Annotated in this window: 20 protein-coding genes and 1 tRNA gene; 11 read left to right on the forward strand and 10 right to left on the reverse strand. The window is 62.8% G+C overall.

Going from position 1 to position 15,357, the window contains the following annotated elements; all coding sequences use genetic code 11:
• Window positions 1–24 precede the first annotated feature (24 nt).
• The 5 genes from KF821_02200 to KF821_02220 form a co-directional block, all read right to left on the reverse strand.
• Window positions 25–1,584: an NAD(P)H-hydrate dehydratase gene (locus KF821_02200; protein MBX3004622.1), complete on the reverse strand. Its 1,560-nt coding sequence runs from the start codon at window positions 1,582–1,584 to the stop codon at window positions 25–27.
• Window positions 1,585–1,621: 37 nt separating this feature from the next.
• Window positions 1,622–2,005, reverse strand: a complete 384-nt coding sequence (locus KF821_02205; GenBank protein MBX3004623.1) for a hypothetical protein — start codon at window positions 2,003–2,005, stop codon at window positions 1,622–1,624.
• Between the two features lie 4 nt (window positions 2,006–2,009).
• Entirely contained in the window at window positions 2,010–2,453 is a 444-nt protein-coding gene (locus tag KF821_02210; GenBank protein MBX3004624.1) for a DUF1905 domain-containing protein, read from the reverse strand.
• Complete coding sequence (locus tag KF821_02215; GenBank protein MBX3004625.1) at window positions 2,450–2,728, reverse strand: DUF2277 domain-containing protein; 279 nt, start codon at window positions 2,726–2,728, stop codon at window positions 2,450–2,452. Before KF821_02215 ends, KF821_02210 begins: the two co-directional genes overlap by 4 nt.
• 113 nt (window positions 2,729–2,841) lie before the next feature.
• Window positions 2,842–2,923: transfer RNA gene (locus tag KF821_02220), tRNA-Leu, on the reverse strand.
• Between the two features lie 96 nt (window positions 2,924–3,019).
• On the opposite strand from KF821_02220, the gene plsX reads away from it, so the two are divergent.
• From plsX to KF821_02240, 4 genes are all read left to right on the forward strand, one after another.
• Entirely contained in the window at window positions 3,020–4,036 is a 1,017-nt protein-coding gene (gene plsX / locus KF821_02225; protein MBX3004626.1) for a phosphate acyltransferase PlsX, read from the forward strand.
• 4 nt (window positions 4,037–4,040) lie between these two features.
• Entirely contained in the window at window positions 4,041–4,733 is a 693-nt protein-coding gene (locus tag KF821_02230) for an NERD domain-containing protein (GenBank protein MBX3004627.1), read from the forward strand.
• A 71-nt stretch (window positions 4,734–4,804) separates the two neighbouring features.
• Window positions 4,805–5,227 (forward strand): hypothetical protein, encoded by a 423-nt coding sequence (locus tag KF821_02235; protein MBX3004628.1) that lies wholly within the window; start codon window positions 4,805–4,807, stop codon window positions 5,225–5,227.
• Between the two features lie 158 nt (window positions 5,228–5,385).
• Window positions 5,386–5,736: a hypothetical protein gene (locus KF821_02240; GenBank protein MBX3004629.1), complete on the forward strand. Its 351-nt coding sequence runs from the start codon at window positions 5,386–5,388 to the stop codon at window positions 5,734–5,736.
• Window positions 5,737–5,808: 72 nt separating this feature from the next.
• On the opposite strand, the gene KF821_02245 is transcribed toward KF821_02240, so the two are convergent.
• Together KF821_02245 and KF821_02250 are read right to left on the reverse strand one after the other, a co-directional pair.
• Window positions 5,809–6,177, reverse strand: a complete 369-nt coding sequence (locus tag KF821_02245) for a DoxX family protein (protein ID MBX3004630.1) — start codon at window positions 6,175–6,177, stop codon at window positions 5,809–5,811.
• Between the two features lie 2 nt (window positions 6,178–6,179).
• The gene (locus KF821_02250; protein MBX3004631.1) at window positions 6,180–6,587 is read right to left on the reverse strand and encodes a DoxX family protein; all 408 of its coding nucleotides are present in this window, start codon (window positions 6,585–6,587) and stop codon (window positions 6,180–6,182) included.
• A gap of 116 nt (window positions 6,588–6,703) precedes the next feature.
• Between KF821_02250 and KF821_02255 the strand changes: the two genes are divergently transcribed.
• The 4 genes from KF821_02255 (at window position 6,704) to KF821_02270 (ending at window position 10,934) form a co-directional block, all read left to right on the forward strand.
• The gene (locus KF821_02255; protein MBX3004632.1) at window positions 6,704–7,393 is read left to right on the forward strand and encodes a TetR family transcriptional regulator; all 690 of its coding nucleotides are present in this window, start codon (window positions 6,704–6,706) and stop codon (window positions 7,391–7,393) included.
• A gap of 18 nt (window positions 7,394–7,411) precedes the next feature.
• Window positions 7,412–8,920, forward strand: a complete 1,509-nt coding sequence (locus KF821_02260; protein MBX3004633.1) for a carboxypeptidase M32 — start codon at window positions 7,412–7,414, stop codon at window positions 8,918–8,920.
• 79 nt (window positions 8,921–8,999) lie between these two features.
• The gene (locus KF821_02265; GenBank protein MBX3004634.1) at window positions 9,000–10,262 is read left to right on the forward strand and encodes an MFS transporter; all 1,263 of its coding nucleotides are present in this window, start codon (window positions 9,000–9,002) and stop codon (window positions 10,260–10,262) included.
• Between the two features lie 51 nt (window positions 10,263–10,313).
• Window positions 10,314–10,934: a hypothetical protein gene (locus KF821_02270; GenBank protein ID MBX3004635.1), complete on the forward strand. Its 621-nt coding sequence runs from the start codon at window positions 10,314–10,316 to the stop codon at window positions 10,932–10,934.
• Window positions 10,935–10,994: 60 nt separating this feature from the next.
• Here the strand turns inward: KF821_02270 and KF821_02275 are convergent, their stop codons facing one another.
• Both KF821_02275 and KF821_02280 read right to left on the reverse strand, forming a co-directional pair.
• Window positions 10,995–11,399 carry a DUF1801 domain-containing protein gene (locus KF821_02275; protein MBX3004636.1) on the reverse strand — a complete coding sequence of 135 codons (405 nt, stop codon included), beginning with the start codon at window positions 11,397–11,399 and terminating at the stop codon, window positions 10,995–10,997.
• The gene (locus KF821_02280) at window positions 11,392–11,955 is read right to left on the reverse strand and encodes a DinB family protein (GenBank protein MBX3004637.1); all 564 of its coding nucleotides are present in this window, start codon (window positions 11,953–11,955) and stop codon (window positions 11,392–11,394) included. Before KF821_02280 ends, KF821_02275 begins: the two co-directional genes overlap by 8 nt.
• Window positions 11,956–12,051: 96 nt before the next feature.
• On the opposite strand from KF821_02280, the gene KF821_02285 reads away from it, so the two are divergent.
• Window positions 12,052–13,146, forward strand: coding sequence for an inositol-3-phosphate synthase (locus tag KF821_02285; GenBank protein MBX3004638.1), 1,095 nt, complete (start codon window positions 12,052–12,054; stop codon window positions 13,144–13,146).
• A gap of 52 nt (window positions 13,147–13,198) precedes the next feature.
• On the opposite strand, the gene crcB is transcribed toward KF821_02285, so the two are convergent.
• Complete coding sequence (gene crcB / locus KF821_02290; GenBank protein ID MBX3004639.1) at window positions 13,199–13,573, reverse strand: fluoride efflux transporter CrcB; 375 nt, start codon at window positions 13,571–13,573, stop codon at window positions 13,199–13,201.
• Between the two features lie 147 nt (window positions 13,574–13,720).
• Here crcB and KF821_02295 point away from each other — a divergent pair, with 147 nt between their 5' ends.
• Window positions 13,721–14,704: an NAD-dependent epimerase/dehydratase family protein gene (locus KF821_02295; GenBank protein MBX3004640.1), complete on the forward strand. Its 984-nt coding sequence runs from the start codon at window positions 13,721–13,723 to the stop codon at window positions 14,702–14,704.
• 3 nt (window positions 14,705–14,707) lie between these two features.
• On the forward strand, window positions 14,708–15,286 hold the full coding sequence (locus KF821_02300; GenBank protein ID MBX3004641.1) for a glycerol-3-phosphate acyltransferase: 579 nt from the start codon (window positions 14,708–14,710) through the stop codon (window positions 15,284–15,286).
• The last annotated feature ends 71 nt before the right edge of the window (window positions 15,287–15,357 follow it).

A 15,357-nucleotide genomic window follows, 5' to 3' on the forward strand; every position in this document is an offset into this window, starting at 1 on the left:
GACCCGCGATGCGGGTCTCTTTTTTTATCGCTCAGCCCATAGTGGGAGTGCATCCAACAGGTCACCGGCCAGCACGGCCGCGGCCCCGCGCACCCGGGCCACATTCAGGGCAGCCTGCCCGTGCAGCCACACCGCCGCGCAGGCCGCCTCAAAGGCGGGTGCACCTTGGGCGCGTAAGCCGGCCAGCAGGCCAGCCAGCACATCGCCCGTGCCTGCGCGCGCCAGCGCCGGGGTAGCCAGGGGCAGCACCGCCGTGCGGCCATCCGGAGCGGCCACCACGGTGAAGGCGCCTTTGAGCACCACCACTTGCTGCCAAGCCTGCGCGAATTCCTCGGCGGTGGCGATGCGCGCCCGCTGGATCTCTTCTACGCTGCGGCCGGTGAGCGCCGCCATCTCGCCCGGGTGCGGCGTTAACACCGCATCCAGGGCAAAACGCCGGAACCAATCTTTATAGGCGGCCATCAGCTTCAGCCCGTCTGCATCCACCACCAGCGGCGGCAGTTTCTCTTTAAGCAGCTTGCCCACGAATTCGCCCGTGGCTTCGGTGAGGCCCAGCCCCGGCCCCAGCAGCAGCGCGCTGGCTTGCGGCAGAGCGGCTTTGAGTGGCTTGAGCGCACTGGCCGCCAGCCAGCCTTCCAGCGCCGGCAGCGGCAGCCAGATCGCCTCGGGCAAATGGCCCCCCAGCAGAGGCTGCAAAGGTTTAGGCAGCGCCAGCTCCACCAGGCCGGCACCGCTGCGATAGCCAGCACGCCCGGCCAGCAACGCCGCGCCAGGGTACTGCAACGAGCCGGCTACGACGAGCAGGCGGCCGAAGCTGCCTTTGTGCGCCCCTAGCGGGCGCGGCGGCAGGTAGCCGCGCACCATCTCACTATCGATGGTCTGGCGTTTGATCTCTGCCCACGGGCGCACACGGTTGGTGATGCCAATATCGGCCACCTGCAGCTCCCCCAGGTAACCAAACGCGGGAAGGGTCAGCATGCCATATTTGACCGCCGCCATACACACGGTCAGATCGGCGGGCAGCGCCTGCGGCGCCACCTCGCCAGTATCGCAATCCATGCCCGAGGGGCAATCCACTGCGACGACGTAGGGCCTGCGCGGGCTGAGTTCAAAATTGGCTTTGAGCGCGGCCATTACGCGTGCCAGCGGCTCGCGTACCGGCGTGCGCACGCCGGTACCGAGGATGCCATCCAGCACGCAGGCAAAACTGCGCAGCCAGTCGGCATGCGCATCCAGCGTTTCGTGATTGTCATAATCCAGGCTGCGGATCGCGGCGCCAGCCTTGCGGGCGCGCTTGACATGCTCATCATGGCTGAAGCGCTTGCCGATCAGCAAGGCGCCGGTTTTCCAGCCCAGCGTGGCCAAATGCGCCAGGGCCACCAGCGCATCGCCGCCATTGTTTCCACCGCCCACCAGCGCCACCACGCTGCGCTCGCCCCCTCGTTCTCCCTGCTGGCTATGCGCAAGCAAGGCGTTGGCTAGCGCTTTGCCGGCATTCTCCATCATTTGCGCATAGCTTAACCCGAGTCCATCGGCGGCCTGCTCGATGGCGCGCATTTCGGCCACACTGACAAGTTTTGACATACGTGCTGAGGACTCCCCTGTGAGAATTGGTGGCACGCTATGCCGCCCGGCTGGGCTGCTGGAAAAGCAGCCAGCCGAACAAAATGGCGAACAGCGCATACAGCCCGCCGGCCACCCACAGCGCCGTGCCGGCCGCTGCGGAAAGCTGCTTGAGGATCGCCAGCGCGGCGATCACAAAATGGCTGACGTTGGCCACCAACAGTGGGCGGTTGTAGATGCCGCCGATGATGCCATCTCTAAGCATCCAATTCAGCATGGCGAAGCCAAAATACAGGCTGCCGACAATTTGCGCCAGCAGCAGGCTGGCGGCCTCGGCCGGGATGCGCAGGGCGCCCAAACCGAGTTCGGGCGCGAAGGTGAGCACAATGCCCGCCAGCCCCAGAACACACGCGCTGGCGGTCAGGATCGTCTTGCTGTTCATTGGATTACTTCCTTTTGGCTTCCAAGCTGGCGATGATCTTCTCTATGCGGCGCTGGCGCGTCTCGGCTGCTTTGGCGGATTCGACCTGGCGCACAAATTCTTTCTTGGCCGAGGGTGCGCTAGCCTCAAAGGCGGCCAGCACGCCGGCGCGCTTGAGCGCCGCGGCCAGATCCGTTGGCAGCTCCACGGTGCGCGGCGCCGTATCCAGCACCAGCGTCACCGCCACCCGATCGCCGCCCTTAAGGCCGCTGGCGGCGCGATGGGCCGCGCTGAACGGGATCAGGCTCTGGCCACCCATGGCGCCTACGCTGCTGGCGTAACTGTACTCTCCCACGGTTACTTTGACGGGCGGCCGCTTGCCCGCCCCGAGCGCCTCAAGCACCTCAGGCGGCACTGGGATGCCCGTGTTGTTACCACTTTGCCAGATCGTGGTGGTGTATTTGGTCATTGCGCTTGCAAGCCATAGCGCTTGGCAGCGCGTTCACGCGCCCGCTGGGCGATCACATCGCGATCACGCGGCGGGGCGGAAGTTTCCAGGCTGCCCAGCAACTTATGGGTCGCCGCGGCCACTTCTTCCACCGCCAGCGCAAACGCGGCAGCATTCACCTTCGAAGGCTTGGTGAAGCCAGATACTTTGCGCACAAACTGCAACGCGGCAGCCTGCACTTCATCTTGCGTGGTGGGTGGTTCAAAGTTATAGAGCACTCGGATATTGCGGCACATACGACCCTCCGGTTTTGGCTAAGTATAGCGGATGGCCATACGCAGATACGAAAAGGAGTTTCTGCTCAGTATCGAACAGAAACTCCTCAAGTCTCGCCGCCAGGCGAGGCGAGTGCGCTGGGTGGGAATCGAACCCACACGCCTTGCGGCACATGGCCCTCAACCATGCCTGTCTACCAGTTCCAGCACCAGCGCAAGACGCAGTATTATAATGCGCTCACCCTGCCCGTCAAGCGGGGTCCTTCATCTGGGCCTTAGCGCTCATTACCCATTTATTCTTCGAGGAGACGTATGCGCATTGTTTTAGATGCCATGGGCAGCGATAACCACCCTGCCCCTGAAGTAGAGGCCGCGGTGGAGTATGCCCGCCAATACAGCGAACCGCTATACCTGGTGGGCGACGCGCCACGCCTGAAGACCCTGCTCGGCTCGCGCACGGCCGGCATTGAGCTGGTGCATGCCCCGGATGTATTCGAGATGACCGACCACATCTCGCCTGGTTCGCTGCGCAAGATGCAGAACAGCATGGGCGTGGGGATGGATCTGATCAAGGAAGGCAAGGCAGATGCGTTCGTCTCGGCCGGCAACACCGGCGGCCAGATGGCGATTGCCCTGGCGCGCCTGGGCCGCCTGCGCGGCGTCAAGCGCCCCGCGCTCACCGTGTTCTTCCCGGTGGCGGGCGGGCGCTGCGCCGTACTCGATATCGGCGCCAATGCGGAATGCAAGCCCGAATACCTGCTGCAATTTGGCCTGCTCGGTTCAGTGTATGTGGAGAAGATGCTGGGCGTGAAGAACCCACGCATCGGCCTGCTCTCCAATGGCGAAGAGGCGGGCAAGGGCAACGAACTGGTCAAGGCCACCTACCCGCTGCTGCAAAACAGCGGCTTGAACTTCGTAGGCAACGTAGAAGGCAAGGAGCTCTTCGGCGGCGAGGCCGATGTGGTGGTGACGGATGGCTTTACTGGCAATGTAGTGATGAAATCGGCTGAAGCCATCGCCAAGCTGATCACCGACCGGTTGCGCGAGCAGATCAGCAGCTCGCCGATCACCACGCTGGGCGGTCTGCTGGCGCGCCCGGCCTTTCGCGGTCTGCGCAAGGAGCTGGACCCGGCCGAAGTGGGTGCGGCGCCGATGCTGGGCATCAACGGCCTGGTGTTCGTGGCCCACGGGCGCTCCGATTCACGCGCCCTGCTCAGCGCGCTGCGCCTGGCACGCCACTCGGTTGAGGTCAACCTGCTGGCCTCGCTGGCCGAGACCATCGAACACGGCCTGGCACAGCTCACTTCGTTCGAAACCTCTCAGGAGTAATTGGATGCGCCTGATCACCAACGAAAGCCTCTACAAGCGCAATACCCGCGTGGCCCTGGTGGCCAACCTCACCGGCATGTTCATGCTGGTGATCTCGGTCTATGTGCTTTTTCGCCAGAATCAGGATTTTGGGCTGTATTTGTTGTTCCTGACCGGTGGCATGATCTTTACCCAGGTGGGCACATACTTCAACCGCTGGAATAAGCGCCCGGACCGCCAGCTCTATCAGGCGCTCAAATCGCTGGATGATAGCTACAGCCTGTACAACTACACCAGCCCGGCCTCGCACCTGCTGGTTGGCCCCAGCGGCCTGTGGATCTTGCTACCACGCCAGACCACGGGCACGATCACCTATGATGCCAAGCGCCGGCGCTGGAAGGCCAGTGGCGTGCCGCTGCTCAAGCGCCTGACGCAAGAGGGCATCGGCAACCCGGTGGCCGAAGCCACCGCCGAGGCAGAGGCGCTTGACCGCTGGCTCTCCAAGCACCTCAAGGAGGAGAGCGTGCCGGTATCGGCGGCATTGGTATTTTTAGACCCGGCCAGCGATGTGCAGGTCGGCACAGCTGCCATTCCCACGGTTTCGAGCAAGAAACTGAAGCCATTGGTGATCAAGGCGCCCAAAGGCGCCAGTATGGGCGCGGCGCGCGCCAAGCAGCTTAGTTTTCTATTCGAAAATGCCAAGCAGAAGGCCCGTTAATCGGCTGGCAGCAACGGCCGCAAGCTGTTAGAGTCGGTCTATCCTTTTTTCATAATCCCTAAGGAGGAATTATGGCAACAACCAAGAAAGCAGTAAGCAAGAGCAAGCGCACCACCAAGAGCACCGCCGCAGCCAGCAACGGCAGCGACATGGCCATGATCGGCCGCTACACCTTTTTGGCTGGCGTAGTGGTTTCGATCATCGCCGGCATTCTGTTCGTGCTGCCTGGCGTCAACATCCAGAGCGTGCAGATGCCGATCGCTTACATCATCATCGTGTTGGCGTTGGTGGGTGGCTGGCTGCACATCGGCAAGGATTCGCAGAAGGGCTTCCTCATCATCGCCCTGGCGCTCTCCTTCTTTGCTGACCGCCTGAACTTCGTGCCCGTCGTCGGCCCGTACATCACCTCCGCCCTGGGCCTGCTGGGCCTGTTTGTTTCCATTGCGGCCCTGGCCATCGTGGCCCGCACCGTGATCGGCTGGTTCCGCTCCTAATCCATTGCAGCTCTTATTTTTAAAGTCAAAAACGCCCGGCAAGCCGGGCGTTTTTGATTGGGTTGGACAATTAACTATAACACGGATCCGAACCTTGCGTTGTCTCCAACAGCGCGGCCGCAGTGGCCGCACATCCACGCCCAAGTGAAAGGATACCTATGGATCGTAGTGAAATGGCTCGTTGGGCCTTCATCGCCGGACTTGTGTTGGCTGTCATTCTCGCCCTGGTCACGCCCATCCACTCCGCCTTTGTGTGGCTCATGATCTTGCTCGGCTTGTTTGCCGGCTACACCTTCATCACCGAGGATATGGAGCACCACTTCTTCCTGGTGGCGGTTGGTCTGGTGTTCTTCAGCCAGACGCTCTCCGAATTGCCCACCATCGGGGAGCCGCTCACCGCCCTGCTCACCAGCATCTCCACCTTTTTTGGGGTGATGATCGTGGCTCTGGTGGTGCGCAACATCATCGCCTGGATCTCGGCCAGCCCACGCGGCAGCAAGCGCGTCTAGGCTGCACGCATACACAAAAAAGACCTCGCAAATTGCGAGGTCTTTTTTTGTTTCCGTGCGGAAAGCGTGAGGCTAAAACAGCCCCCAGCGGCCCCAGGCCACCAGTGCGGCGAGGAGCAACAGCACCACATTGATGCCGATGTTGGGGTACTCCTTGCGGCGCAAGTGAAACACAATCGCGGCTAGCATCACCACCGCCAACAGTGCGGCAGCCAGCGGGGTGAGCCAGGGCGCAATGCCTGTGGGCATCGGCAACAACAGCCCCAACCCACCGGCAATCTCAGCCAAGCCAATAAAGGTCATCAGTGGCTTAGGCACCGCGGCCAACCAGGCCATCGGCGGCTGCTTGGCCATCGTCTCCGCCTGGAAGGCGTGCATGGCGCCCGCACCGATGAACATCAGGCCGAGCAGCGCTTGTACGATCCAGAGCACGGTGGCCATCGTTACCAGCCGAGGCCCGCGTCCAGCGCCAGCGCACCGGCACCGGTGAACACCAGCGCCAGGGCGGCCATGCCGAGGATGAACTCAAACTCCCAGCCACCCGAGAACTTGGCCTTGGCCATGCCGATCTTGACGACCTTGATCGCCACCAGCATGGCAAACGCCATACCCAACGCCATCACGCGGGTGCCCAGGCCGAGCACTAGCAAAATCGCACCGAGGGTTTCCACCAGGGCTACGATCCAGGCCGATACCACCGGCATGGGAATGTTGGCCTGCGTGAAGAAGCCGGCCGTCTGGCCCACATTCTTAATCTTGGGCAGCCCGTGCACAAAGAACACCACGGCTACGCCAATGCGCAGGATGAGCAAACCCCAATCGGGGGACAACAACGAAACTACTGCTTGCATCTATTTCTCCTATCTAAAACAACAAATGTAAGGTATCCTACAGATGATAATAAGGAACTCGGTTACGTCAACCAACAAATCGGAGAGTTTGTTAGCTAAACAACAAAACGGCGAAAATGTTAATTACTCAAGAAAAAACCAAGAATCCGGAAGACCCGCGCGTTGTGCGCACGCGTGCCCTGCTGGTGGATGCGCTGCACGCACTGATGGGCGAAAAAAGTTTTGATGCCATCACCGTCAGCGAGATTGCCAGCCGCGCCACCCTGAATCGCGTCACCTTCTACGCGCACTTTCAGGATAAGTATGCGCTGCTCGAATACGATATGAGCAGCCGCATCCGTGCCGAGCTGGATGCCGCCCTCGGCCCCCAGTTGCAGCTCAGCGAGGATGCGCTGCATGCCTTGCTGCGTTTTGTGTGCACCTTCCTGGACAAGACCGAAAGTCACTGCCCGCCACCGCGCGGCCAGATGGAAGCCCTGGTGGAGAAGCAGCTCAAGGCCCACATCTACGAACGCCTGATGCAGGGCATGGCCCCCTACGCAGCGGCGCGCCACCGCGCCGAGGCCCCCACCCTGTCGCAGACCGCCACCGTGGCGGCCTGGGCGCTGTACGGTGCCGCCCAACAATGGACGCACCAGCAGCCGCGCCAGGCGCTTGACCCCTTTGTGCAGCAAGTGCTGCCGCTGGTGGCCGCCAACCTGGTGCCCTACTTGCCGCCCAAACCCAGCCGCAGCGTCCCCGCGGCGGCTGGCGGCCGCGGGCCACGCGCCCTGCTCAGTTCCCCGCTGCGCCTTGCGCTGCGCTAACCCTCAAGGACATCAACGATGCAAGCCAAACTCAATGACCTCAAAAACCGCTTGGCCGAAGTGGCTGACCTGAGCGCAGCCGGCGCGGTGCTCAGTTGGGACCAAGCCACCTATATGCCCAAAGGCAGCGCAGCCGCCCGCGGCCGCCAGATGGCCACCCTGGCCAGTCTGGCGCAAGCCAAGTTCACCGATGCGGAGATCGGCCGCCTGCTCGACGCTCTGGAACCCTGGGCGGCCGAGCAACCCGCCGGCTCCGACGATGCCGCCCTGGTGCGCAAGACGCGTAAGGACTACGACAAACAGGTCAAAGTATCCGCCGATTGGGTGGCACGCGCCAACCGTCATATGGCCGAAAGCTATCAGGCCTGGACGGAAGCTCGCCCCGCCAATGACTTCAAGGCGGTGGCCGAGCGCCTGCAAACCACGCTGGATCTCAGCCGCGAGTATGCCAACTTCTTCCCGGGCTACGCGCACATCGCCGACCCGCTGATCGATGGGCCGGACCCTGGCATGCGTGCCGAGAGCATCCGCAGCCTGTTCGCCGAATTGCGCCAGGAGCTGGTGCCCTTGGTGCAAGCCATCACCGCCCAGGCAGAGGCCGATGACCGCGTGCTGCGCAAAGACTATCCCGAAGAACAGCAACTGGCGTTTGGCTTGGGTGTGATCAGAGATTTCGGCTTCGATTTTGAGCGCGGCCGCCAGGACAAGACCCACCACCCCTTCTGCACCAGCTTCTCGATCAGTGATGTGCGCATCACCACCCGCGTCAAGCCCAACTACCTGGCGGACGCGTTGTTCAGCACGCTGCACGAAGCCGGGCACGCCATGTACGAGCAGGGCATCCACCCGGCCTATGAAGCCACGCCGCTGGCAGGCGGCACCTCCTCCGGCGTGCACGAGAGCCAATCGCGCACCTGGGAGAACATCGTCGGCCGCAGCCGCGGCTTCTGGGAGCACTACTTCCCCAAGCTGCAGCAGCAATTCCCCAGCCAACTCAAAGACGCCGATGTGGATGGCTTCTACCGCGCCATCAATAAGGTGGAGCGTTCGCTGATCCGTACGGATGCCGACGAGGTGACCTATAACCTGCACGTGATGCTGCGCTTTGACCTGGAGTTGCAGTTACTGGAAGGCAGCCTGGAGATCAAGGATCTGCCGGCGGCCTGGCAGGCACGCTACCAGAGTGACCTGGGCATCCAGGCCCCCAGCGATGTGGATGGTGTGCTGCAGGATGTGCACTGGTATGCTGGCCTGATCGGCGGCGCCTTCCAGGGCTACACCCTCGGTAACATCATGAGCGCCCTGTTTTACGATGCGGCGTTGCAGGCCCACCCCAGCATTCCAGGGGAGATCGCCGCCGGCCAGTTCGGCACGCTGCACGGCTGGCTGCGCGAGAATATCTACCAGTATGGCGCCAAGTACGAACCCAACGAGCTGGTGGAACGCATCAGCGGCGGCCAGCTGCGTATCGCCCCGTACATGCGCTACTTGAAAGACAAGTACGGCCAACTGTATCGCCTGGATTGAGCCCACCCCGCCACGCGCCGTGCGCAGCCGGTGAATTCACCGGCTGCGCTTTTCGCGCTGGCACGATGAGAAAGACACGATGAATCTCTCCCGCATTCGTAGCACCGTGGCCGGCAACCTGGGCGCCAAGTTCATGCGCCTGTGGCAGGCCTCCTTCACCACCAACCTGGCGGATGGCGTATGGCTCTCGGCTGGGCCACTGCTGGCGGCCAGCCTGACGCGTGACCCCTTGCTGATCGCAGGCCTGGTCACTGCCCAGCGCCTGCCTTGGCTGCTGTTCTCGCTACCCAGCGGTGCCGTGGTCGACCGCCTGGATCGCAAACGCATCATGTGGATCGGCAACGCCATTCGCGCCAGCCTGATCCTCGCCCTGGGGCTCAGCACCTACTATGGTTTGTTGAGCATCTATGGCATGTATGTATTCTTTTTCTTGCTGGGCACGGTGGAACCTTTTGTGGATAATGCCTCTTTTGCCATCCTGCCGCGCGTAGTGCAGCAAGGCCAACTGGAGAAGGCCAACGGGCGCTTGTTTGCCACCACCACCGTGGCCAACGAACTGGTCGGCCCACCGGCGGGCAGCTTCCTGTTCACCTTGTTTCCGCCGGCAGCTTTTATCATCAGCAGCCTGGCCTACGGTGGCGCGGCGGGTTTGCTCGGCACCCTGGAGGGCACCTACCTGGCACAACGCAAGCCCGGCGCAGCCACGCGCCTGCTCACCGAGATCCGCGAAGGCCTGCACTGGTTTTGGAACCACCGCGTACTGCGCGCCCTGGCGCTGCTGGTCACGCTGCAAAACCTGGTGTTCACCGCCGGCTATTCGCTGCTGGTCTTGTATGCGCAAGACCAGCTGGGGCTGAGCGCCACCGGCTACGGGCTGCTGCTCTCGATGGGCGCCATCGGCGGCCTGACCGGTGCGGTGGTCTCTGACCGCGCCGGGCTGCGCTTGGGCACCGGCCGCGTGATCATCCTCGGCATCGTGCTGACCGGCCTGGCCTTCATCGTGCTGGGCGTCAGCCACAACACCTGGTTGGCGGCGGCCATGCTGGCGCTCAACTCCTTCTCCACCACGATGAGCGTTACGCTGATCCTGGCGCTGCGCCAGACGCTGATCCCCGATGATCTGCTCGGCCGCGTGACCAGTGTGTATCGCTTTATTGTCATCGGCACGGCGCCATTGGGCAGCCTGGCCGGTGGCCTGCTGGCACGCCGCTATGGGCTGGAGATGCCCTATTGGGCGGGCGGCGTTCTGATCCTGCTGGCCACGCTGCTGACCTATCGCTACATCGGTAACCAGGCAGTCGAGCAGGCCAAGGCGGAGACCAGCCGCCCGGCAACTTCCTAAGCGCTAGATGAGTAGCGCCAATCGGCAAATTTGCTGGATAGAATCGTACCCATGATGAAACGCATCCTACTTCTCCCCCTGCTGACGCTCTCGCTAGTGCTGGCAGCCTGTGGCCCTTCGGAGGCCGACATCCAGGCTACCGTGGCAGTGGCCGAGACGAACGCCGTTTCAACCGCTTACGCCCAATTGACTGAATATGCCTTGGCCAATCCTTCGGCCACCCCCACTGAAATGCCCACCGCTACTCCGCAGCCCACGGCCACTCTATCGGCCACGGCCACGGTGGGTAGCGGCGGGGCCGGTACGGGCGGCACTGGCGGCACTGGCGCCGCGACCACCTGTGGCGCGATGACCTTTGTGGCCGATGTGACCGTGGAAGATGGTGAAGAGATTGCCGCAGGCACCGCCTACACGAAAACCTGGTCGGTACGCAACTCGGGCACCTGTGAATGGAGCACAGAATTCCAATTGCTCTACAACGGTGGTGACCAGATGGGCGGCCCCTCCAGCAGCAAGCCCTTCACCGCCGCCGTTCCGGTGGGCCAGAATGGCAATGTTTCGATTGCCCTGGTAGCGCCCAGCACGGCCGGCGACTATACCGGCTACTGGGCGCTGGCAGATGCCAGCGGCACGCCGTTTGGTTATCTCTCCGTAGTGATCAAGGTTCCCTAGCCGCACACGCTTAGCAATAAAAAAAAACAGGCCGCAATTGCGGCCTGTTTTTTATCGTGCTTAGGGATCGTTGGCGTCAGGCGGGTCTGGGCGCGGCGTGCGCTGCACCGCCTCTTGCAGCAGCGAGAGGATGCCCGGCAAGGTTACATCTTCGAGGCTGTAGATCTTGACGTGGCGGGCGCGCTGGCCTTCGCCTTCCAGCAAAGCCTCGGGGTCTTCCAGATCTACCCCGCGCGGAAAGCCGAGGTTGATGTAATCCTCCTGAAAGATGATCACGCAAATCAAGTGGGTATAGGTTTCGGCGAAGCCATAGCCCAACAAATGCGCTGCCGGGTCGAGCTGCTCTAGCGCGTCGGGCGCCAGCTCGAGGATCTGGCTGCGCAACTCCAGTGCCATGGCTTGCAGCGGCTCAGGAAAACTGGCCAGAAAACGCTGCAAGTTCACCGGCAGCCCGTTCTCACTCATAGGCAACCTCAGGCAAGCCCAGCAAGCGTTGCATATCATTGACGTGGTGCAGGTTGTGGTAGCGGGTAAAGAACAGCAACTCGCGCAGGGTGAGCTTGCCCAGCAAAGGGTGCGGCACCTGCGCCTTATCCAGATCCGCCTCCTGCCAGCCGTCGAGCGTCTTCAGCAGCTTAGACATGCTCTGCATCCATTGCTCCAGCAAGGCGCGCTGCCCGGCGGCCGGGTCGGCTGGCGGTTCGCCCAGCTCCGGCAGGAAGGCTGCCGGTGCTTCGGCGCCGCCTTCCAGCTTGGCGCGGTAGGCCGCCAGCAGCTCGGCATAACTGCGGCTGCGGCTGGCGGTGCCCCACACCAGGCCCGACATACGCGCCGGCAGGCGGTAGGCCAGCGTAGCGATGCGCACCGACTTGATCAGGTGCGCCAGGTTCTCAGCGGCTGACCATACCTGCGGCGGGTGCAGATAAAACTGCGCCGCAGGCACCGCCGCGAAGGCCGCGGCCACTTGCTGTGCGTTGTCGCGCAGCTCAGTGATGATCTCAGGGAGTGAATAGGCCTGCATAGGCCGAATCATAACCTGCATCGCGGCGCGCGGGGCCACAGGCAGCAAACCCGGCGGGCAAGGTATATAATCACCGCAACTTTACAAAGGAGAAACATGGCAAACACATCTTCAAAAGTACGCGTGGCAATCATCGGTGTTGGCAACTGTGCCAGCTCCCTTGTGCAAGGCGTGCAGTATTACCAGAACGCCGCCGACAATGACGAAGTCCCCGGCTTGATGCATGTCAACCTGGGCGGCTATCACATTCGCGACATTGAATTCTCGGCTGCGTTCGACGTGGTGGCCACCAAGGTGGGCAAGGATCTGAGCGAAGCCATTTGTGCCTACCCCAATAACACGATCAAGTTCGCCGATGTGCCCCACCTCGGCGTGGAAGTGCAGCGCGGCATGACCCACGATGGCCTGGGCAAGTACCTGCGTGAAGTAGTGGAAAAGGCGCCCGGCGCCACCGCCGATATTGTCAAGGTTCTGAAAGACACCGGCACCGATGTGGTGGTGAGCTACCTGCCGGTGGGCTCTGAGATGGCCACCAAGTGGTACGTGGAACAGATCCTCGAGGCCGGTGTGGGCTTCGTGAACTGCATCCCCGTGTTCATCGCCAGCCAGGATTACTGGGGCGAGCGCTTCAAAGAGCGCAACATCCCCATCATTGGCGATGACATCAAGAGCCAGGTAGGCGCTACCATCACCCACCGTGCTCTGACGCGCCTGTTCGTGGAGCGCGGTGTGCACCTCGACCGCACCTACCAGCTGAACTTCGGCGGCAATATGGACTTTTACAATATGCTCGAGCGCGAACGCCTCGAGTCGAAGAAGATCTCCAAGACCGGCGCCGTTACCAGCATGCTGCCCTATGCACTGGACGGCGGCGATGTGCACGTTGGCCCTAGCGACTATGTGCCCTGGCTGACCGACCGTAAGTGGTGCCACATCCGCATGGAAGGCCGTGCCTTCGGCGATGTGCCGCTGCAGATGGAAGTCAAGCTGGAAGTGTGGGATTCGCCCAACTCGGCTGGCGTAGTGATCGATGCGGTGCGCTGCGCCAAGTTGGCCATGGATCGCGGCATCGGCGGCCCGCTGATCGCCCCGTCTTCCTACTTTATGAAGACCCCGCCGCAGCAGTTCACCGATGACCTGGCCCGCACCAACACGGAGACGTTCATCGCCGGCGAGAGCGTACCCGCATAATCAGCAACCGCAAAAACAAAAAAAACCACAGCGAATGCTGCGGTTTTTTTTGTTAACCTAACCGTGCGGCCACTGCCCTGCCCGCCCATACAGCCAGCAACCCGCCCACATTGCTGGCCAGCACATAGGCCGCCGCCTGGCCAAGCAGGCCTGCAGAAAGCAAGCTGAGGAGCTCCAAGCCAAAGCTGGAGAAGGTGGTGTAACCTCCCAAAAATCCGCTGATCAATAACGGCCCATAATCCGCCAGGCGGCCATGCTGTAACAGCCAGTGCGACAGCAGGCCAATCGCAAAACAACCGCTGAGATTGATGCCCAACGTGGCGTAGGGAAACGGCGCAACGCGCCCTGCCTGCATTTGTATCGAAAGCACATAGCGCAGCATCGCCCCCAGTGCACCGCCCAGCCCTACCCAAAGAATGTTAACCATGGCAAGCCTCCACATCGATGAATGCGTAGGAGTCATCAGCCATTCGGCGGTTTGGGCTGCCCATACAGTATAGGCGGCGCGCGGCGAACTCCATCACCTGCCAGACACAATTCTACCGCTGCAGCGATGCCCCTTATAATCCTGCCCATGAACGTACTGGTTACCGGAGCCACTGGCTTCATCGGCGGGCACATTGCCCACGCCGCCCTGGCACAGGGCTGGCACGTGCGCGGCCTGCGCCGGCGGGCAGGCCACCACGGCCATCTGGCGGCGGATGCCGGCGTGGCCTGGGTGGAGGGTGACCTGAACGATGCGGCCAGCCTGGCGGGCGCGATGGAAGGCGTAGACCTGCTCTTCCATGCCGCCGCCTACTACCCACGCCGCGAACACCAACTGAGCCGCGCCCAGCACCTCGCCGCGGCAGAGGCCGAAATGCAGCGCGTGCTGGCCGCCGCCCGCGCCGCCGGCGTGCGGCGCATGGTGTACACCTCGGCCTTGTTTTGCATCGCCAACCTGCCGCCCGGTGCCGGGCGCCTGGCCGACGAGCGCGATGTGTATACGCTGGGCGATTTTCCCGAAAGCGCCTATTTTGAAACCAAAATTCTGATGGAGCAGTTGGCCTTGGCCGCCAACGCGCCGGATTTTGAAGTGGTGGTGACCAACCCTACCGCCGTCTTCGGCCCGGGCGACCTTAACCGCACCCTGGGCACGCTATTGATCCTGATCGCCAAGGGGCTGGCCTTTTTCTGGCTGCCCGCAGGAGCGAACGTGGTAGATGTGCGCGATGTGGCCAATGCCCACATCCAGGCCGCCCTGCGCGGGCGCCCCGGCGAGCGCTACATCCTCGGCGGGCACAACACCACCTTGCGCGACGCGATCAGCACCGCGGCGCAGGTGGCCGGGCGCAAGGCGCCCTGGCTACGCCTGCCGCTGTGGGTCGTGCCGCCGGTGGTGTGGCTGGGCGATCGCATCCCCAATTTTCCGCTGCCCGCCAATCATTTGCGCAGCATCCGCCGCTGGCAGCCCTACAACACCACCAAGGCCGAGGGCGAGCTGGGGCTGCAGGCGCGGCCCTTTGAAGAAACCGTGCGCGATGCGCTGGCCTGGTTCAAGGCCAATGGGGATCTATAGCCAGTGAAGCTCTTGCTCAGTGTGCTGATTGGCTACCTGCTGGGCTCGCTGCCCTTCGCGCACATCCTCGCGCGCCGCGTCACCGGCGTGCGCCTGGCGGAGACGGGCAGCGGCAACGTAGGCACGCGCAATCTAGCGCGCACGGCCGGCCTGGGCTGGGGAGCTGTGGGCGCCGTGCTGGATTTCTCAAAGGGGCTGGCGGCGATGGCCATCGGCCAGGCGCTGGCCGCCGATAGCGGCGCCTGGTGGATGTTGGCCGGCAGCGCGGCAGTGGCTGGGCATAACTGGCCGCTGTGGTTGCGCTTGCGCGGCGGCAAGGGGCTGGCGACTGCGCTGGGCGCCAGCGCCTTTGTAGCCTGGCCGCAAGTGCTGCTGGTGATCCTTATCGGCTGGCTGGTGATGCGCCGGGTGCACAACATCACCGTCACCGCGCTGGTGTGCTTTGCCAGCATGCTGGCGGCTCTGTACGCCACCCGGCAGCCGGCAGATTACAGCTATTTTGTGCTCAGCCTCGGTGCGCTGGTGGCGCTGGCCACGCTGTCGGGCCTGTGGCCGCCCGCGGCCCGGCGCAAAGCCACCTGAGCCAGCCGACAACGAACCCGCCCCGCTGGGGTTTATGTATTTAATCCAAATTCTCCGCGCGTATCTCTGAA

The sequence above is a fragment of the Anaerolineales bacterium genome (assembly GCA_019637755.1).
Lineage (GTDB): Bacteria > Chloroflexota > Anaerolineae > Anaerolineales > UBA11579 > JAMCZK01.